This is a genomic window from Gellertiella hungarica (assembly GCF_014197145.1).
Lineage (GTDB): Bacteria > Pseudomonadota > Alphaproteobacteria > Rhizobiales > Rhizobiaceae > Gellertiella > Gellertiella hungarica.
This window is the reverse complement of record NZ_JACIEZ010000005.1, coordinates 272,450-290,509: the sequence shown is the minus strand read 5'-3', so window position 1 is coordinate 290,509 and position 18,060 is coordinate 272,450. Positions and strand designations below refer to the sequence as shown.

Here is an 18,060-nt window from a genome sequence, read left to right as displayed (position 1 = left end):
CCCTCAGACGGCGCCGATTTCCTTCAGCTTTGCCAGAACCTCCGGCGAGGGCTCGCCGGTCACCGGCAGGCGGTAATATTTCTGGAACTGGCGGATCGCCTGCCGCGTGCCGGGACCGGCAACGCCATCCGGGTCCACGTTCGGATAGGACATGCGGGCAAGACCCGCCTGGATCTGCCGCACGATCTCGGGATCGGCGGGCAGGGCGCCGGCGCCCTTGCCGGGTCTGGCGGCTGCGCCTGCGCCGTCGGCGGAGCGGATGATGCCGGCCAGATCGTCGCTCTCGGCGCTGGCCTTCACCACCTGTCCTGCGGCATGACCGGCGGCGCCGGCCTTGCCGGGGCGCGGCGCGGGAACGGGCGCGGAGCGGATGGCGGCGGCGACCGGGTCCTCACCTTCCGCCGGTTCCGCGGCGGGCGCCGTTGCGGGATTGTTGATCGCGGCGGTGGTTTCGGCGGGCGGCGCGCCGTCGGAAAGCTGCTTCAGCAGTTCCTCGGTCACCGCGCCCGTTTCCCGCAGGCCCTCGGTCTGCTGGAAGAACAGGATCGCCGCCGTGGTGCGCGGGCCGATCACCCCGTCCGGCGTGCCGTTGTAAAGTCCGCGGCGGATGAGCGCCTGCTGGACCGCCACCGCCAGCGCGACGTTTTCCGGCTGGTCCGGCCCGGTGGCGGATGCCTCGGGGCCTGCGGGAAGGGCGGCGGATGAGCGGATGATCGAGGCGGTCTCGTCCGCATCCGCACCGGGCGTGACGGCCTCGCCGGAGGCGGAAACCGGGCCTTCGCCCTCGACGACCACGGTGTCCTGCCGCTCGATCCGGAAGGTGGTGACATCGGTGGGCGGCGTCGCCTTGCGCAGGCCGGGCAGCGCATCGAAGCGGCTGAAATCGCGGGTGGCGAAGAAGGGGCTGGTCAGCCGGTGCGGCTGGTACCACAGCGCATTGGCGGCAATGGTGCCGAAGACGCCGAGAAACAGCGTCGTGGCGAGCGCGGGTCCGGGGTGGCGCATCGCCTGGCGGCCAAGGCCGCGCGCGCCGAGCCCCAGCCACAGCGCGGTGGTGGAAAGAAGCCGGAGGAGAACCGGCCGGGGCGCCTTCTTCTCAGGCGCTCTGGGCTTTCGGGGTGCCATGGCTCATGCCCTCGTGAGTGTCTGCCGCAGCCTTCCGCGCCGTGCCGAGACGCGGCGGAAATTCCACGGGCCTGTCGCCTTCCGGCTCATCATGAGCGCCGGCGGCGCCGGAGCCGTCGTCGGGCAGGCAGACCGTGATGACGGTGCCTTCGCCGGGACGGCTGCGGATGGAGAAGCTGCCGCCATGCAGGCGCACCAGCCCCTTGACCAGCGAAAGGCCAAGGCCGGTGCCTTCGTAATGGCGGGTATAGGCATTCTGGATCTGGCGGAAGGGCTGGCCGATGAGGTCCAGCTTGTCCTCCGCAATCCCGATGCCCGTATCGGAAACGGTGATCGTCAGCAGGCCGTCCTCGCGCACCGCGTCGATGGACACCACGCCGCCCCGGTCGGTGAACTTGATGGCGTTGCCGACGAGGTTGATCAGCACCTGGCTCAGCGCCCGGCGGTCGGCAACCACCTCGCCGATGTCGCGCTGGATGCGGCTCGTCAGCGTCAGGCCCTTCTCGCGCGCCTGGAGACCCAGCATTTCCTCGCACACCCGGATCGGCTCGGAGGCGAGGAAGGGCTCCATCATCAGCTCGTAGCGCCCGGCCTCGATCTTCGACATGTCGAGCATGGTGTTGACGACCGAAAGCAGATGCGCGCCCGACTGGCGGATGAGGCCCACATATTCGCGCTGGCGGTCATCGGCGAGCTTGCCGAAATATTCGCCGAGCAGGATGTCGGAAAAGCCGAGGATGGCGTTCAGCGGCGTGCGCAGCTCGTGGCTGACGGCGGCAAGGAAGCGGCTCTTCAATTCGTTGGCGTTTTCCGCCTCGGCGGTCTTTGCCTGCGCCTCGCTGCGCAGAAGCGCCTCCTCGCTGCTGTCGGTCAGCTGGCAGAGGATGCGCGAAAGGCTGCCGTCGGTGGCCCAGTCGGCGGTGAAATCCAGCCGGACGGGGGCAAACTGGCCGTCGCGCGCCCGCACCGCCAGCGGCGGCTCCAGCCGCACGTCGACGCGGGCCGATGCCTCGCCCTGTCGCAGCCGATCGAGCGCGGTCAGATAGGCGATGCGGTCGGAGACATGCACCTGTTCGGTAAAGCCGCGGCCGAGCGGATCGGCCATGCGGGCGAGCAGCGTGTCGCGGTCGCGCCCGCCGGTCGCCAGCACCTGGCCCTGGCCGTCCATGACCAGCACGAGGCCGGGGCAGAAGCGGCTGGCGGCCAGGAATTCCGCCTCCGCTGCCATCTGGCTCCGTTCGGCTGCCGCCGGCGCAAGCGCCCGTGCCCGGCCGATCGCGGCGGTGGCGCTGACGAGAAAGGCGGCGGCAGAGGCGGCAACGGCCGAGGGCAGCGCCACCGACGGCGAAAGCATCAGGAAGGAGAGGGGGGCAAGCGTCACGAAGGCCACGCCGGCAACACCGGCGGCGGAAGCCATCAGCGCCCGTTCGTGGTCGCGCGAATCCTCCGTGCCGCCGGTGGCGGCAAGCCAGTGGTCGGCCCAGCGGCCGGCGGTGGAGCGGGCTACATCGCCCGCTTTGCCGCGGATGGTTTCGAAGACGCGCAACTAACAGAACCCTTCAAGGCTTGATCCTTGGATGGTTCGATTTTAGGCGGGGGCGGCTTAAGGAAAGGATAAAAAGGCGTTGTCCCGACTGTGGCAAATGCCTGCCAAATTCCCTTTTCGGGACGGTTTCGCCCGCCTTCGGGATTCGTGGTTAACGGGGCGTAAGCGACGGATTTACCTAATATTTTCGATGGACGTTAAGACTTGCGGCAAGCCGCTTCTCCACGTTTCCCGGGCTTTTCGGCCGGCCCCCCGCCCATATCCTTAACGGCTGCCGTTAAAATGCCATTCAATTTCGATTCAAATGCTGAAATGACGGCATTTGAGTAAGATTTTACGCGAATGCACGGCAACGGCGAAAGGCCCTGTTTCGACCTCGGCTCTAGGGTCCGAACCGTCAGCGGGGCAAAGCCTCCGTCTCATCCGGCGCCAAGACCGGAGAGAAAAGAACGAACAGGGACGAATGCGATGTGGTGGTTGATCAAGGGCAGCTTCTGGTTTTCGCTGGTGCTCGTGCTGTTGCCGCTCTTCAATGCGGGCAGCGCCTCGCGCCTGGCCAATGCTCCGCCGGTGGAAATGGCCGATGCCTTCACCGCGGTGACCGGCGCCTACACCTATCTGTCCGGCCTGTGCACCGAAAAGCCCGATGTCTGCGAGAAGGGGGCCAAGACCTTCACCGCGCTCGGCTACCGGGCCAAGGAAGGCGCCTTCGTCGCCTATGAATATCTGAACGAGAAATTTGCCGACGAGCCCGGCAAGGCCGCTCCCTCCGGCGAGAAGACCGCTGCCCTTCGCCCGGAAAAGCCGCTTCTGGCCGCCGGTGCCGAGAAGGATGCCGCAGAGGCCGTCGAGGGCGGCGTCGCCTTCCAGCCGATGCCGGGCCTGCCTGCCGGCCACAAGCCGCAGCCCTATCGTCCGCCGGTCACCGACAAGGTGGTGACGGGCGGCCTGCCCGCCCGGGTGCCGGTGCCGCTGCCGCGGCCCTATCCGGAGAGCTGAGTTTTCCTTTCCCTGGCGGGGGTAGCTTCTGTCCCTTGGCTGCCCCCGCATTTTCCTTCCCTTCCCGCGTCCCCGTTTCCTTCTTCCGAAAGGGCGGCGCGGGCGTGGTCCCCGGCGCTCCGGCCCCGGTTCGAGTGCCTGCCCTGTAGCCTGCGACACCGTTGTTGCGCACCGCGAAACCTGCCCCGAAAGGTGCGTTTCGCGGTCTTTTTTTGTTGGGATGCGGCAAGGCGCTTGCTGTTCAAGCGGGGTTGCTTCCCCTATATCGGGGACACGTCACATCACGGGAATGCTTCTGCCATGGCCACCATCGACCAGATCATCGACGACTTCGCCTATCTCGACGACTGGGAAGACCGCTACCGCTACGTGATCGAGCTCGGCAAGGCGCTGCCCGACCTGCCGGATGCGCTGAAGACGGCGGAAAACAAGGTGCAGGGCTGCGCCAGCCAGGTCTGGGTGGTGAGCGAGGCGGAAGCAGGGGCCGATCCCGTGCTGCATCTCAGGGGCGACAGCGACGCCCATATCGTGCGCGGCCTCGTCGCCATCGTGCTCGCCGCCTATGACGGCCGGCATGCCTCCGAGATCGCGGCTCTCGATGCCTCCGAGCTCTTCTCGAAGATCGGCCTCATCGAGCATCTCTCGGCCCAGCGGGCAAACGGGCTGCGCTCGATGATCAACCGCATTCGCGAGGATGCCCGCCGCCGCGCCTGAGCGGAAAGCGCCGGCAACCAGCCGCAGGGGAGGCCAGGCCATGCGCGTCACCACCGAATTCTTCGCCGCGGCGCTGACCCGCCGCATCTTCGCCGATGGCGGCTTTGCGGCCGTGGAAAGGAAGGGTGCCCCGGAAGCCGGCGCCCTCTTCCTGAAGGAGCGCCACCGGGACGGCAGCGTGACCCTCTACGGACCCGCGCCGCAGGCGGTCTTCGAAGCCGGCGAGGCCGGCGACCGCCGCTTCGAGAAACGCCTCTCCGGCGCCGGGCCCGAGGATGTCGACGCCCTCGTCGCCCGCGAACTGCGCTTCGATCCCGACCTCTGGCTCATCGAAGCCGAAACCGACGACCTCACCCGCTACATCGCGGTGGACGAAGGGGAGTAGCGGGGGCTTGCTTGCCGCCGGGGGAGGGGCGGGATTGCCGGACCGCCCGGAGCGTGAGATCCACCTGAAACGGCAGCCGACAAGAGTGCGGTTATCCGTGGCTACGGTTACCTGAAGGTCCTGATCACGCGGTCGCCGATTTCAATGTAGACCCGCCGTGCCGCTTTCGTGGTGCTGATGTCCCATTCATGCTCGATGAGGGACATGGCCTGCTCCATCCTCGGGGCAGCGGAGGGCGAGTTCACCGACAGTTTTACCAGGCTGAGCTTCCTGAACCGGCCGTTTCCAATGCCGAATTTCTTGACCAGCTGCTTCATGTCCCCATCGCAGGCAACCAGTATGGCCTGATTTTTCTCTGCCGCCACGCATACGAGCTCGTCCGGAGAACCGGTTGCAATGCTCTCGCGCAAATAGATGACGTCATGGCCCGCGTCGGAACATTTCCTTCCGACACTATCGGGGACGCCCTCGTCCAGAAAGAACCTGAGCCTGGATTTTTCGCTCGTCACGCAGCCCTGTCGTTTTCAAGTACAGCTTTAATATCTTCTATCGTAAGTGTCGGATATTCCTTGGCAATCTTTTCAGCGGAATACCCTGCCTCTGCAAACTCCCTGATGCTTCTCACCGGTACGCGCGTTCCTGCCACAACGGACATGTTGTGCGCGATCCGGCGGTTTCGCGAAACCTTGCCGATCTGGGACGGAGCGCGGGCGGAAAGCGTCCGCACATCCTTCTTCGTATCGAACATCACCTTCTCGAGCGGGATCCCCATCACGTATTGCCCGCTGACGACCTCCCGCTGCTGGCCATCTTCGGGATCGTGAAAACGACCTTCCGGTTGAGGACGTAAAGCGTGATCCGATGCCAGGCGCCATTGTCCATGCGTCCCAGTTTTGCGGACACCTTCCTGAGGTGAGAAACCGGAACGTTGTACTGATTGATCAGAACGTTGAGAACGCGCAGAGCCGCGACATCGGTAAAGGAGTAGACCCTGCTGAACGCAAGTCTGCGATTGTCGGCAGCAAGGCTGGGGCAAAAGAAGGACGTGCGGTCCCAGTAGCGCAGCCGGTGAATGCTGAGCCCGGTCAGCCGAGAAACCTGGTCCTCGGTGAAAGCGGATATGACGGTCGCGTTCGAATCCCCGCGCATTGCTCGATCTCCCCCTGGCACAATATTCCTTATTAGAAAAGCCGCAAGAGGCGAGTTTGCTCCAAGGGGGCACACGCAGCTGTTGCTTCCTGAAGCGTTGAAATCATAGCAATCGGCGGGATTTCGCGCGCGGCAGCGAATGAAGCCTGCCGCAAGGGCTAGACCGGCTTGCCCGCGCGGAGCTTTCAGGAGACGGGGATGCGGGGGATTGCTCATGGCCGCTGCTGAACACGCAAGAACAGGAACTCATGCCGGCGGCTGCCGGCGGGAAAAATCCCTCGTGGCGTGCACCCCCGCTCCTGAAAGATCCGCGGGCGGGACTGGAAGCGTCCCGATGGGGCGACTTTCGCCGTCCCGCCTTTCGGAAGGCTTTCCGTCCCCACCCAACAAGTCATACGCGATAATTCAGGGCATGCCGCGTTAAGAGACTGTTGACACAGGTTTTTTGCGGGCACGCGCGCCTTGCGCCACCCGCTCGGGGGGTGGCGCAAGGGGCGTCCTGCGGTTGCGGTCGGGTCAGGCGGCCATCAGCCGGTGCGGCTTGCGCGACAGGGTGAAGCGGGCAATCAGGTTTGCCAGCGCCTCGGTTTCCTCGGCCAGCCGGTTGCAGGCGGCGGTGGTTTCCTCCACCATCGCCGCGTTCTGCTGGGTGCCCTGGTCGAGCACCGCCACCGCGGCGTTGATTTCGGAAATGCCGGCCGTTTGCTCGCGGCTCACCTCGGCGATGGAATGCACATGGCCGCCGATGTCGCGCACCTCGTGGATGATCCGCTGCAGCACCTCGCCGGTGCGGCCGACGAGATCCACGCCGTGGCGCACCTGCTCGCTCGAACGGTTGATCAGCTGCTTGATGTCGCGGGCGGCGCTGGCGGAGCGCTGTGCCAGCTCGCGCACCTCCATGGCGACCACGGCAAAGCCCTTGCCGCTCTCGCCCGCGCGGGCCGCTTCCACGCCGGCATTCAGCGCCAGCAGGTTGGTCTGGAAGGCGATCTCGTCGATCACCGAGATGATGCTGGCGATCTCCCGGGAGGAGCCGTCGATGGAGGTCATCGCCTCCACGGTGCTGCCCACCACCTTTTCGGAGGTTTCGGCGGCTTCGCGGGCGCGCTGCACCATCGCGCCCACCTCTCCGGCGCGGTGGCTGGCATGGATGGACGTGGAGGAAATCTCCTCCATCGCGGCGGAGGTTTCCTCCACCGAGGCCGCCTGCATCTCCGTGCGGCGGGAAAGATTGAGCGCCTCGTCGCGGATCTGCCGGGTGCCCGCCTCGATGGCGCCGGCCTTTTCGCCGACCAGCAGAAGCGCCGCCTCGAGCTGGTCCATGGAGGCATTGTAGGTCTGGCGCAGGCTGTCGAGATGGGGCGCGAAGGGCTGGTCGATGCGATAGGTCATCACCCCCGCGGCAAGCTCGGTCAGCCCGGTGGCGATTTCGCCGGCCGCATGGGAAACTTCGGCGGCGGCCTTTGCGCGGATGGCCTCCTGCCGCTCCCGCTCCGCTTCGGCCACGGCGCGCTGGCGGGCCACTTCCGCCTCCAGCGCCACGCGCTCCAGCCCGTTGTCGCGGAAGACGGCGACGGCCTTTGCCATTTCGCCCACCTCGTCGCGGCGCTGGTCGCCGTAGATCTCGAGGGAAAGCTCGCCGCCCGCAAGCCTGAGCATGCAGGACCGGATCCGCGCCAGCGGCTTGACCACGCCGAACTGCACCACGAAGAGGCTCGTGCCGAGCACCGCAAGGGCAATGGCGGAAAGACCGAGGAAAATCAGCCTTGTACGGCTCCAGCGTTCCTGCGCGGCACCGTGCATCTCGTCCGTCACCCGGATCTGCAGCGCGATCAGCCGGTTGATCGGCTCCGCGAGCGGATCGACGAGCGGGTAGAGCTCGCGGTCGGCGAACTGCCGGAGGGCAGGGGCGTCGCCCGCCTCGAAAAGGCTGGCCAGCCGGTTCAGGCCGTCCTCGCTCTTCTTCTGCGCGGCGCGGAAATCTGCAATCAGCAGCTTTTCCTCCTCCGTCATGGTGGTCCGGGCATAATTCTCCCAGAGGCGCTCGATGTCGGCCCGGGCGGTCTCCAGGATGCCGCGCGCCTCGGCCGGCTGCACCGCGCCGCTGTTGACCTTGTGCGTGGTGTCGACGATGTTGACGGCATAGAGGTCGGAAATCTTCTTCAGGTGCTCCATCGGCACCACGCGGTCCTGAAGGATGCTCTCCATCGAGCGCGTCATGCCCGTCAGCGCGTGATAGGCCTCGAGCCCGAGAAGAAGTTGTGCCATCGCCAGCAGCCCCAGGCAGGCGAAGAGTTTGTTTTTCAGGGTCACGTCATGCTCCTTCGCGAAACGGCACGCCCGCACGCCCCCCGGCCGCGGATCGCCGCATCTTCACTGATGATGCCCCCGGAAGGGCGGGCCCTTGCCCGCGCGCCTTTGTCCGGGCGGCCTGGCGGAGCCGGGCAGCGCAAGCGCCCGGTCCGGAACGGAAACTGGAACAGATTGGCAGACGTCCCTTCCTCATGAAGGGGAAACGCGGCGGGGAGGGCGGACCCGCAAGACGCCCGGCGCTCATGCCGCCGCGGCGCATCTCCGCATCCGGCATTGGCCAGATGGAAGACAATTGTCGTGATGAATAGTAAAGCGCCCGATATATTAAGCGGTCTTTAAAAACAGATGTCCTATTTTATGGAAGTGTCATGTTTTCCGTCTCGGCCGGTTGCCATGGCCGCGATCTTTCGCCTCTGGCGTGCCTTTTTCTGAAACGGAATCAGTGATAGGTCTCGCCTGCTGTCTCGAAAAGCAAAGGCTGCCGCTTACCCCATGTTCCGGGTTCCCCTTCTTGTTGCGATCACGCTGGCCATCGCCTTTGCGGGAGGCATCGTCTCGACGCTGAAGCTGCTCGAGGCGACGGCCGGTTTCGGGTCGATCCGGCTCGGCGCCTGGCAGGCCTTTCCCGATGCGCAGACCTCCGCTGCCGATCCCTATGCCCGGGCCCACCGCGCCAAGGGCGGACGCCTGCTCTATGGCAGCGCCGAGGGGCTGGTGTTCCAGGCAGACGAGGACGACGACGGCAACCGGCTCGATGCCGCCTGCACCTATGTCATGGCCGGGCAGACGCCGATTGCGCGCGCCTGGACGCTCTATATCGCCCGCCCGGATGGCGGCGCGGGGCTTGCCGCCGATGGCCGGCCGAACGGGCTGAATTCCTTCATCGTCGCGCGCAAGGCCGACAGTACCTTCGAGGTCACGCTGTCGCGGGAGGCTCAGGCCGGCAACTGGCTGGCGCTGCCGCAGGCCGGCCCCTTCCGGCTGGTGCTGACGCTGCTCGACACGCCGACGGCGGGCTCCTCCGGCCTCATCGATCTCGCCATGCCGACGCTTCAGAAGCGGGAGTGCGCCCATGGTTAGGCTCTTCCACGCGATCCTCACCGGGCTTGTGGGCGCAGCCCTCCTGCATGTGGTGATCATCCTGGCGCTGCCGCATTTCGTGAAGGCGGATGCCTATCGCCGGGTGGAGGCGCTCGGGCCTTCCGGCCGGTTCCATCCGCTTGCCGGCGCGCGGGAGGCGGGCACGCTGCGCGGCCTTGCCGGCGACAGGGGCGCGCTCGATGCGGGCGCTTCCGGCAATGCGGTGCGCGAGCAGCTGGTCAGCGACGACCCGTTCATGAGCGTGGCCGCCTGCATCGTCTCGCTCGAAAACGGCCCCGTCCGCCTCTATGCGGATGGCGACGTGCCCTTCTGGTCGGTGGCGATCTACGACCGCAATTCCAATGAGATCTACAGCATGAGCGACCGTACGGCCGTGACCGGGGCGCTCGACATCCTCATCGGCACGCCGGCCGCCCTTCCGGCGATCCGCAAGGCGCTGCCGCCGGATCTCGCCCAGTCCATCCTCGTCGAAATGCCCGAAAGCGGCGGCTATGCGGTGCTGCGGGCGCTGTCGCCGACGCCGAGCTACAGGCCCGACGTGGCGGATTTCCTCGGCGGCGCCGAATGCGGCACCTGGAAGCCGGAGGCATCGGGTGCGGCCCCCGCGGAAGCCCCGGCCGATCCCGGCTGATCCGGCATCGGCGGTCTTTCCCGAAAAAACCCGTTGTCCTCAGCGCTTTCCGGCGCGGCTGGTGCCGGTCGGCTTCGGGCGGATTTCCGGCTGGTAGCGCTCGTAGCGTACCCCGGTGAACAGATAGATGCGCGCGCCGCCCTCCGGCAGAACGGTGTCGCGTGCCGGGCGGCGTTGCCGCTGGCGGTCCTTCAGATTGATCACTGTGGCCATTCTCGTCTCCATTCGAACAATGAGACGGATGAACGAAGTACCGATTTCACCCTGCCCGCCGGCTGCGGCGGGCTGGCGCAATCCGGATGCCCTCAGGTTACCGTCACCGATGGTGGTAACTTCCGAGGCGGGCTCCCGGTTCCGGCCCGGCGGGCCATCGGGGGCGGGGAAGCATCCGGTCGCATTTGCGCCCTTCCCAGATCTGTCTTGAGCCTGCCGCCGCCTCTGCCTGAGGCTTCGAACCGGCCCGGTTTCTGCGCGGAACCTGCCACCGGATAAGCCCCCCGGCTTTGATTTCGCGCAAATTCAGATCGTTTTCCTGCCGCCGGTCGATAAAAATGAACGCAACTTCCGGCGGTTTTTCGATCCCTGCTAGGAGCGGCGGCGCGAAGGGTGCGAATCCGCCGTCCATGGGAGGATTCAGCCACAGGATAGTTAACAGCTCGCTAACGATTTTGATCTAAATTGAAATTTCAAGTCTTGCGTAACCTGTTGGGAAAGTGCCGTGGACGACCGTTTCAGAGAGCTCGAACGACCGCTCGCCATGCGGAAGAAGGACGTGGTGCTTTTGGCGACCGTGACCAGCTTCGAGGCGCTGGCACTGCCTTCCAAGACCGATCTCAAGCAGTTTGCCGAGCTGTTCCCGCCGCTCTTCCTCGCCTCCACCGACGAGGCCCGCCGGCAGGCGGCGGCGGCGCTGAGCCGCTGCGCCCATGTGCCGGATGCGGTGGCGCTGTTTCTCGGGCGCCAGCCGATCGAGATCGCGGCCGTCTTCCTCACCTGCGTTCCCGTCATTTCCGATGCCGTGCTGGTGGAGATCGCCAGCCGCGAGGGCGAGCCGCATGCGCGCGCCATTGCCCGGCGCGACCATCTCTCTCCCGCCGTCATCGATGCGCTGGTCGGGCTTCGTTTCGAGCGCCAGCAAAAAAGACGGGAGCCTTCGCAAACTGCCGCAATACGGCCACAGGAGCCCACCATTCTCCAGCCCAGCCAACAATTTGGGCTGACAGAGGACACCGAGAGGATGCAGGAGGAATACCGGATGGAGACCGAGGAAACCGCACCGGAAAGCGCGATTTCCATGAACCCCGCCAGCGAGGCCGCGCCGACGGCCGAGGCCGATCGCCTTGCCCGCGAGGAAAAGCTCCGCCAGGACATCAAGGCCCTTGCCCGCCATCTCAACCCGCCGGAAAACGATCGCCAGGGCCTGCGCCACATCCAGCCCGTGGAAATGGCGCTCTTCGCCCGCTTCGCCAAGGCCGGCGAGATCGGCCTCTTCACCACCGCGCTCTCCTACGCGCTGTCGTCGACCCGCTGGCTCGCCGAGCGCATCCTGCTCGACATGTCCGGCCTGCAGCTCGCCACCACGCTGGTCAGCCTCGGCATGCCCGACGAGGAAGCCGCCGAGGTGCTCACCGGCATCTACCCCCATCTCGCCGTGCGCGAGGGCCACGGCACCAAGGCCGAGATCCTGCTGGAGTCGCTCGACCAGCGCGACTGCGACCTGCGCGTCGACAGCTGGCTGCGCGCCGACACCTACTCCTTCCCCGCCGCCGGCTCCGGCAAGGCCGAAGACGCCAAATTCCGCCGCTTCCGCCGCTAAGGATTGCCGCCGGAGGTTGTGGGGGTGGGGTCGAGTTTGCCGCACCGCACCCCCCTCTGTCCCTGCCGGGACATCTCCCCCAGGCGGACGAGCTTCGCTCGCCGCGAGGGGGGAGATCGACCGTGATTTTATGACTTCCCCAAACAATCAGCGTCTCATCTGCTGAAACGGTGGCGAGGGACTGCCATCATGCACCCCATCCAATCTCCCCCCTTGAGGGGGAGATGGCCGGCAGGCCAGAGGGGGGTGCGGTGCGGCAAACGCAACGCCTCGCTGGCCAGAGGGGGGTGCGGTGCGGCAAATTCGACGTGCGGGGAGGGCGGCAGGCGCACCCCCCTCTGTCCCTGCCGGGACATCTCCCCCTCAAGGGGGGAGATCGACATTGCGGTTTTTGATTTCCCCAGACAACGAGCGTCTCATCCGCAGAACGGTAGCTGGGAACTGCCCTCATTATCCCCATCCGATCTCCCCCTTGAGGGGGAGATGGCCGGCAGGCCAGAGGGGGGTGCGCATCCGCAAACGCAACGCTCCGGCAGGTCAGAGGGGGGGCGCATCCGCAAACGCAACGCTTCGCGAGGCAGGGGGTGCACCTCGGCAAACGCAACGCTGCGCGAGGCAGAGGGGGGTGCGCATCCGCAAACGCCACCCCGTGCGAATCCCAAAGGAGTGCCCCGCCCCCGGCGCGCCCCTCACACCACCCCCATGCCGATCGAGCCGGAGAGGTCCAGGAACAGCACGCGCAGCGGTTCCGGGGCGGTGCCGTCGAGGGTGGCGAGGGGGGTGAAGGGGGTGTCGGGGGCGGTGAGGAGGGAGAGGGTGCGGTGGCCGTCCCCGGTGTCGAGCCGGAGCCAGGTGGCGAGGTCGGCGGCGGTGGCGAGGCCGGGGAGGAGGGCGGTGAGGTCGATCACGTCGCCGTCCGCGAAGCTGTAGTCGAGGATGCGGTTGTCGCCGGCGTCCTGCTTGAAGCCGGTGAAGACGAAGCGGTCCGCGCCGGCGCCGCCCGCGAGCGTGTCGCGGCCTTCGCCGCCATCCAGCCAGTCGGTGCCGGCGCCGCCCGCGAGGCGGTCGTCACCCGCGTCGCCGGAGAGAACATCGTCGCCATCGCCGCCCGACAGCGCGTCATTGCCGGCATCGCCGCGCAGGAGATCCGCCCCGCCGCGCCCCTCGATCACATCGTCGCCATCGCCGCCGGCAAGCGTTTCGTTGCCGCCGAAGCCGATCAGGACGTCGTCCTCAGGGCTGCCCTCGGTCTCGTCCGTGCCGGCGGAAAGGGCGGTGGCATCCCCGTCGCCGGGCCCGTCGGAAAGGGCCGGCGGCAGGGCATCCTCCGGAATTTCATAACCCGCCGCCCTCCCGTCCGTCAGCGGGAGACCGGCCCGGAAGAGCGGAAGGTCGAGGCCAGCCGCCGCAAGGGCGAAAAGCGCCTCGGGGGAGAGGAGACCGGAGAGGAATTCGGAAAGCGGCAGGCCGTCCGCCCCGGTCTCGATGGACGCCGGGTAATCCACCCCCGTGCCCGAAATGTGCCCCTCCGGTTCCCGAAGGCCCTCCTGCACGCCCGAATTGTACGGTCCCGTGTCCGAAGGATCCTCCTGTGCGCCCGGAAGGTCTCCCGTATCTGATAGGTCCCCTAGCGTGCCCCAAAGGTCTCCCGCGCTCCGAAAACATCCGGTATCCGGTTGGTCTCCCGTATCCGGCAGGTCTCCCGCGCCCCGAAAATCTCCCGTGCCGGAAAGGTCACCCTGCGCGCCCGGAAGGTCCTCCTCCGCACCCCAAAGGTCCCCCTCCACACCCGCAAGGTCTCCGGTGCCGGCAAGGTCCTTATCCGCGCCCGAAAGGTCCGCCACGGCGCTTGAAAGGTCCGCCTCCGCCCCGGCACCGTCTGCCCCGGTGCCGTCGGTTTCGCCCCCGGCCGCATCGGCGGGGTTGCCGGCGGAAGGTCCGTCGTCGCCGGTTCCGTAAAGCGCCGCGAGGAGGGCTGCGAGCCAGTTGTCCGGCGTGTCCGGTCCGGCATGGTCGAGGGTGGCGAAAAGCGCCGTAACCGCATCGGTGGAGGCGTCGTCCGGCGCAAGCCCGGCGTCGTCGGGGGCAAGGCCGTCCATGCCGTCCATCGGCGATCGCCGGGTCGATGCGCCGTCCCCGGCGGGTGGCTCCGCGATCTCGGTAAAGTCCGCGCCGCCCGGGAGATCGTCCTCGCCGTAGAGGCCGGCGCCGGTCCCGAAGTCCTCGTCGGCATCCTGGGCCGCGGGGCCAAAGGCCAGCCGATCATCCTCTTCCCCAATGCCCGGCATGTCCACGGCGGCAACTCCCTTCCTCGATCCCTGCCCGCATCCGGCCCCGGCGGCTCCACCCGCTCAGGCTGCATTTCCTGCGACCACAAGCGGTAAAGCATGCAGGCGCGTGCATCAACGGAAATATGAAGGGAGTGTAAATTAGGGAATCAAATGGTAAACGGCGGGAGAGCCGTGCTCCCGCCGTGCCGTCAGGCGATCAGGAAGAAATCGGAAGCCACGATCTTGGGGTGGTTCTTGTTCTCGTCGGTGAAGGTGGCGACGAGCCGCCGGCCGGTCCAGCCGTCCAAGGCCGCGCTCCCATTCGCATCGTACCAGAGCTTGCCGGTCGTCCGGTCATAGAGGAAGAAGTCGTCGGCATCCTTTGCATAGGGGCCTTCGACGAACATGTCCTTCGTCAGCACGGCGCCCGGCTTCAGCCCGGAAAGGGCGGAAAAGGTGGAGATGCTGAGCGCGATCCGGTCTTCGTCGGAGACAAAATCCGTGATGAGGTCGGCATTGGCCTGAATGGTGCTGCCCAGCACCTTGGAGCTCGCCTTGTCGCGATAATAGGCGGTGCCGAAGACGAAGGTATCCCGCCCGGCGCCGCCCGTCAGCAGGTCGAAGCCCTGGCCGCCGTCCAGCCAGTCGGCGCCCGCGCCGCCGTTCAGCGTGTCCCGATCGTAGCCGCCCAGCATCCGGTCGTTGCCCAGCCCGCCCTCGAGCGTATCCTCGCCGGCGCCGCCGAACAGGCTGTCATTGCCGCCGAGGCCGGCAAGCAGGTTGTTGCCGCCATTGCCGGTGATGGCATTGTTCAGCTCGTTGCCGGTGCCGGAAAGATTGCTCTTGCCGCGCAACGCCAGATGCTCGAGATTGCTGCCAAGGGTGTAATCCGTATTGCCGTAGACATAGACATAGTCGATGCCTTCGCCCTGATTTTCCTCGATTTTCGCCGTGCTGCCGATGGCGATGCGGTAGATGTCGTCGCCCGCGCCGCCGCGCATGACGCCGCCGGCCCCGGACAGGATTTCGTCATTGCCGTCGCCGCCTTCAATCACATCGGTGCCTGCAAACCCGGCAAGCTCGTCGTTGCCGTCGCCGCCATAGAGAAAGTCGTTCCCGTTGGAGCCGCAGATCACGTCGTTGCCACCATGCCCGTACAAGGTAACGCCGGGGCCTTTCAGCATGGCGACCATCCTGTTGTTGGCACTGTTGCCATGGGCCACGCTCACGCCGGCCTCGACGGCCATCGCCTCCACTTCGTTCGGCATGGTGTAGCCTGAAACGGAAACCTGCACCGTATCGAAGCCCTCGCCGGGCAGCTCGACAATGTCATCCCGGAGGTTGTCGACAAAGTAATAGTCGTTGCCGGGTCCGCCCTCCATCCGGTCGGCCCCGCCCTTGCCGTCGATCGTGTCATTCCCCGCGTAACCGACAAGCCTGTCGTCTGCCTGACGCCCGACGAGCAGATCGTCCCCCGGCGTTCCCGAGTATGTTGCCATTGCCATCTCCTGTATCGATGAATGGCGGCTTTATATCCGAATATAAGAAAATAACAACGTTCCGAATCGCAGTCGTGCACAGCTTCAAGAAAACGTGAACGGGAGCCCATCCGCGCCGGCAGGGGTGGCTGCGGCGGGCTTGCCGGCGGGTTCCGGGAAGGGGATCACTCCACGCTGCCCACCTTGGCGGGGTCGGGCAGGGCAGGGGCTGTCTTCAGGTCGGCGGCGATCTCGCGGATCAGGCGGGTGGAATCGGCCGACAGCGAGCGCGGGCGCTGGAGCGGCGGCATCAGGGGCAGGCCGGTATCCTGGTTTTCCGCCACCTTCTGCCCCTCGTCCGGGGCTTCGCCTTCGGGAACGGCCGGCTCCGGATTGGCAATGCCGGGGATGGGCCGAAGCTCGATGCCCTGATGGGCATAGTCCATCAGCCGCTTGAAGGTCATGGCGGGCAGCGAGCCGCCGGTCATGTTGTTCGACGAGGTATAGTCGTCGTTCCCGAACCACACCGCCGTGGTGTAGTTGCCGGTAAAGCCGATGAACCAGGCATCGCGATAGGCCTGGGTCGTGCCGGTCTTGCCGCCGACGACGATGCCGCGCTCCAGCGCCGCCTTGCGCGCCGTGCCGATGACGGGGATCTGCACCAGCATCGTGTTCATCGAGGCGAGCGCCTGTTCGGACAGCACGCGCCGGGCCGGCGGCTCGTCCCGGTCGAAATCGTAGACCACCCGGCCGTCGTCGGAGACGATCTGCTGGATGCCGTGCCGGCGCGACTGCACGCCCCCCGCCGGGAAGACCGCATAGCCGGTCGCCTGGTCGAGCACCGTCAGCTCCGAGGTGCCGAGCGGAATGGTCTTGTCCCGGCGGATCGGCGTTTCCACGCCGAAGGCCTTGGCCATGTTGACGATGGCGTCGATGCCGAGCACGTCCTTGGCCAGCCGGACGGGAATGGTGTTGATCGACTTGGCGATCGCCGTCGTCAGCGTCACCCGGCCGGAATAGGAGTTGTGGTAGTTCTGCGGCGACCAGCCGCGCCAGGTGATCGGTGCATCCACCACGACCGTTTCCGGCGTCATGCCCTTTTCCATCGCCGCGGCATAGGTATAGACCTTGAAGGAGGAGCCCGGCTGGCGCAGCGCCTTCGTCGCACGGTTGAACTGGCTCTCGCCGTAATCGCGCCCGCCCACCATGGCGCGCACCGCCCCGCCATTCTCGATCATGACCAGCGCGCCCTGCTTCACCCGGTAGCTCTCGCCGAATTCGCGCAGCGAGGTTTCCACGCTGTCTTCCGCCGCCCGCTGCAGCCCCATGTCGATGGTGGTGCGCACGGTGAGCGTATGCTCGGGAAAGCGGCTGGCAAGCCGCTGCACCTCGTCGAAGGCCCAGTCGAGGAAGAAATCCGGCGAGGCGATCTCGCCCCGGTCCACCACGGTTGCCGGGTTGCGGCGCGCCGCCACCACCTGGCCCTCCGACATCAGCCCGCCCTGGACGAGGTTGGTCAGCACCTCGTTGGCGCGCGCCCGCGCTGCCGGCAGGTTCACATGCGGGGCATATTTCGCCGGCGCCTTGAACAGGCCCGCCAGCATGGCGGCTTCCGCGAGATTCACGTCGGTAATGTTCTTGCCGAAGTAGAATTTTGCCGCCGCTGCCGCGCCGAAGGTGCCGCCGCCCATATAGGCGCGGTCGAGATAGAGGCGCAGGATCTCCTTCTTCGACAGGTTGGCCTCCAGCCACACGGCGAGGAAGGCCTCCTTGATCTTGCGCTCGATGGAGCGCTCGTTGGAGAGGAACAGGTTCTTGGCGAGCTGCTGGGTCAGCGTGGAGCCGCCCTGCACCACCTCGCCGGCGCGGGCATTCTCGCTGATCGCGCGCACGAGGCCGAAGAAATCGATGCCGAAGTGATCGAAGAAGCGCCGGTCCTCGGTGGCCAGCACCGCCTTGACGAAATGGTCCGGAAGCTCCTCGATCGGCACGCTGTCGGCATGGATGATGCCGCGATGGCCGATCACGTTGCCGTAGCGGTCGAGGAAGGTGACGGCGAAATCGCCGCGGTTCTTCCAGTCGCCCTTGGTGGCCTCGAAGGCGGGCTGGGCGAGCGCCAGCATCAGCACCGCGCCGGCCGTGCCCCAGGTCGCGGCCTCGCCCATCAGTTCGAAGACCGCGCGCGTGAGACCGCGCACGCGGAAGCGGCGGAAGAAGATGGTGATCTCTTCCCAGATCTCGGCGGCGCGATAGCCGGCATTCCACAGGCCCGAATCGATCCAGGAATCGATTCTCAGCAGGAGGAAGCGCTTTCTTTTTCCGCCATTCGGGGGTGGGGTCCTGTCCGTCACGCCTGCCTGCATTCCCGGTTTGCTTGAGAGGGGACGTGCTCCGGCCGGTCCGTCTTGCCGTCCGAATCAGCACGCCGCTGGTGCACCATGAAGGGTGCCAATCCTTAATGCCCGTTTGCCAGCCGCAGCCATTTCCGAACCCGCCTTGACCTTTGCCGCCGAAGGGGCCAAGAGCTTGGTCT

At 66.5% G+C, this 18,060-nt stretch carries 16 protein-coding genes; 6 read left to right on the top strand and 10 right to left on the bottom strand.

All coding sequences use genetic code 11. From position 1 onward, the window contains the following. Positions 1-3 precede the first annotated feature (3 nt). The gene (locus GGR23_RS14645; RefSeq protein WP_183367033.1) at positions 4-1,125 is read right to left on the bottom strand and encodes a peptidoglycan-binding domain-containing protein; all 1,122 of its coding nucleotides are present in this window, start codon (positions 1,123-1,125) and stop codon (positions 4-6) included. Further along, positions 1,097-2,671 carry a sensor histidine kinase gene (locus GGR23_RS14640; RefSeq protein WP_246365440.1) on the bottom strand — a complete coding sequence of 525 codons (1,575 nt, stop codon included), beginning with the start codon at positions 2,669-2,671 and terminating at the stop codon, positions 1,097-1,099. Before GGR23_RS14640 ends, GGR23_RS14645 begins: the two co-directional genes overlap by 29 nt. Positions 2,672-3,139: 468 nt before the next feature. On the opposite strand from GGR23_RS14640, the gene GGR23_RS14635 reads away from it, so the two are divergent. The 3 genes from GGR23_RS14635 to GGR23_RS14625 all read left to right on the top strand — a co-directional run bounded on the left by GGR23_RS14635 (position 3,140) and on the right by GGR23_RS14625 (position 4,769). Then, complete coding sequence (locus GGR23_RS14635) at positions 3,140-3,670, top strand: DUF5330 domain-containing protein (RefSeq protein WP_183367032.1); 531 nt, start codon at positions 3,140-3,142, stop codon at positions 3,668-3,670. A 300-nt stretch (positions 3,671-3,970) separates the two neighbouring features. Continuing rightward, positions 3,971-4,384: a SufE family protein gene (locus tag GGR23_RS14630; protein ID WP_183367031.1), complete on the top strand. Its 414-nt coding sequence runs from the start codon at positions 3,971-3,973 to the stop codon at positions 4,382-4,384. A gap of 40 nt (positions 4,385-4,424) precedes the next feature. Continuing rightward, a complete protein-coding gene (locus GGR23_RS14625) occupies positions 4,425-4,769 on the top strand; it encodes a DUF1491 family protein (protein ID WP_183367030.1) in 345 nt (114 codons plus the stop codon). Positions 4,770-4,876: 107 nt separating this feature from the next. Here the strand turns inward: GGR23_RS14625 and GGR23_RS14620 are convergent, their stop codons facing one another. From GGR23_RS14620 to GGR23_RS14605, 4 genes are all read right to left on the bottom strand, one after another. Continuing rightward, entirely contained in the window at positions 4,877-5,278 is a 402-nt protein-coding gene (locus GGR23_RS14620; protein ID WP_183367029.1) for a DUF5615 family PIN-like protein, read from the bottom strand. After that, the gene (locus GGR23_RS14615; protein WP_183367028.1) at positions 5,275-5,517 is read right to left on the bottom strand and encodes a DUF433 domain-containing protein; all 243 of its coding nucleotides are present in this window, start codon (positions 5,515-5,517) and stop codon (positions 5,275-5,277) included. Before GGR23_RS14615 ends, GGR23_RS14620 begins: the two co-directional genes overlap by 4 nt. Positions 5,518-5,540: 23 nt before the next feature. Beyond that, positions 5,541-5,918: a MerR family transcriptional regulator gene (locus tag GGR23_RS14610; protein WP_183367027.1), complete on the bottom strand. Its 378-nt coding sequence runs from the start codon at positions 5,916-5,918 to the stop codon at positions 5,541-5,543. A 516-nt stretch (positions 5,919-6,434) separates the two neighbouring features. Beyond that, the gene (locus GGR23_RS14605) at positions 6,435-8,231 is read right to left on the bottom strand and encodes a methyl-accepting chemotaxis protein (RefSeq protein WP_183367026.1); all 1,797 of its coding nucleotides are present in this window, start codon (positions 8,229-8,231) and stop codon (positions 6,435-6,437) included. 492 nt (positions 8,232-8,723) lie between these two features. Here GGR23_RS14605 and GGR23_RS14600 point away from each other — a divergent pair, with 492 nt between their 5' ends. Both GGR23_RS14600 and GGR23_RS14595 read left to right on the top strand, forming a co-directional pair. Next, the gene (locus GGR23_RS14600) at positions 8,724-9,311 is read left to right on the top strand and encodes a DUF1214 domain-containing protein (RefSeq protein WP_183367025.1); all 588 of its coding nucleotides are present in this window, start codon (positions 8,724-8,726) and stop codon (positions 9,309-9,311) included. After that, positions 9,304-9,963: a DUF1254 domain-containing protein gene (locus GGR23_RS14595; RefSeq protein ID WP_246365437.1), complete on the top strand. Its 660-nt coding sequence runs from the start codon at positions 9,304-9,306 to the stop codon at positions 9,961-9,963. The genes GGR23_RS14600 and GGR23_RS14595 overlap by 8 nt, the downstream gene beginning before the upstream one ends. A gap of 39 nt (positions 9,964-10,002) precedes the next feature. Here the strand turns inward: GGR23_RS14595 and GGR23_RS14590 are convergent, their stop codons facing one another. Further along, a complete protein-coding gene (locus tag GGR23_RS14590) occupies positions 10,003-10,176 on the bottom strand; it encodes a hypothetical protein (RefSeq protein WP_183367024.1) in 174 nt (57 codons plus the stop codon). A 505-nt stretch (positions 10,177-10,681) separates the two neighbouring features. Between GGR23_RS14590 and GGR23_RS14585 the strand changes: the two genes are divergently transcribed. Then, on the top strand, positions 10,682-11,779 hold the full coding sequence (locus GGR23_RS14585; RefSeq protein ID WP_343066689.1) for a DUF2336 domain-containing protein: 1,098 nt from the start codon (positions 10,682-10,684) through the stop codon (positions 11,777-11,779). 689 nt (positions 11,780-12,468) lie between these two features. Here the strand turns inward: GGR23_RS14585 and GGR23_RS14580 are convergent. From GGR23_RS14580 to GGR23_RS14570, 3 genes are all read right to left on the bottom strand, one after another. Continuing rightward, positions 12,469-14,067 carry a calcium-binding protein gene (locus tag GGR23_RS14580; protein ID WP_183367023.1) on the bottom strand — a complete coding sequence of 533 codons (1,599 nt, stop codon included), beginning with the start codon at positions 14,065-14,067 and terminating at the stop codon, positions 12,469-12,471. 191 nt (positions 14,068-14,258) lie between these two features. Continuing rightward, on the bottom strand, positions 14,259-15,548 hold the full coding sequence (locus GGR23_RS14575) for a calcium-binding protein (protein WP_183367022.1): 1,290 nt from the start codon (positions 15,546-15,548) through the stop codon (positions 14,259-14,261). Positions 15,549-15,712: 164 nt separating this feature from the next. Continuing rightward, a complete protein-coding gene (locus GGR23_RS14570; protein ID WP_343066688.1) occupies positions 15,713-17,878 on the bottom strand; it encodes a transglycosylase domain-containing protein in 2,166 nt (721 codons plus the stop codon). Positions 17,879-18,060 lie beyond the last annotated feature (182 nt).

Coding starts and splice junctions, on each gene's coding strand:
- GGR23_RS14645 (WP_183367033.1), bottom strand. CDS start 1,125: ATGGCACCCCGAAAGCCCAGAGCGCCTGAGAAGAAGGCGCCCCGGCCG.
- GGR23_RS14635 (WP_183367032.1), top strand. CDS start 3,140: ATGTGGTGGTTGATCAAGGGCAGCTTCTGGTTTTCGCTGGTGCTCGTG.
- GGR23_RS14630 (WP_183367031.1), top strand. CDS start 3,971: ATGGCCACCATCGACCAGATCATCGACGACTTCGCCTATCTCGACGAC.
- GGR23_RS14625 (WP_183367030.1), top strand. CDS start 4,425: ATGCGCGTCACCACCGAATTCTTCGCCGCGGCGCTGACCCGCCGCATC.
- GGR23_RS14615 (WP_183367028.1), bottom strand. CDS start 5,517: ATGTTCGATACGAAGAAGGATGTGCGGACGCTTTCCGCCCGCGCTCCG.
- GGR23_RS14610 (WP_183367027.1), bottom strand. CDS start 5,918: ATGCGCGGGGATTCGAACGCGACCGTCATATCCGCTTTCACCGAGGAC.
- GGR23_RS14600 (WP_183367025.1), top strand. CDS start 8,724: ATGTTCCGGGTTCCCCTTCTTGTTGCGATCACGCTGGCCATCGCCTTT.
- GGR23_RS14595 (WP_246365437.1), top strand. CDS start 9,304: ATGGTTAGGCTCTTCCACGCGATCCTCACCGGGCTTGTGGGCGCAGCC.
- GGR23_RS14590 (WP_183367024.1), bottom strand. CDS start 10,176: ATGGCCACAGTGATCAATCTGAAGGACCGCCAGCGGCAACGCCGCCCG.
- GGR23_RS14580 (WP_183367023.1), bottom strand. CDS start 14,067: ATGCCGGGCATTGGGGAAGAGGATGATCGGCTGGCCTTTGGCCCCGCG.
- GGR23_RS14575 (WP_183367022.1), bottom strand. CDS start 15,548: ATGGCAACATACTCGGGAACGCCGGGGGACGATCTGCTCGTCGGGCGT.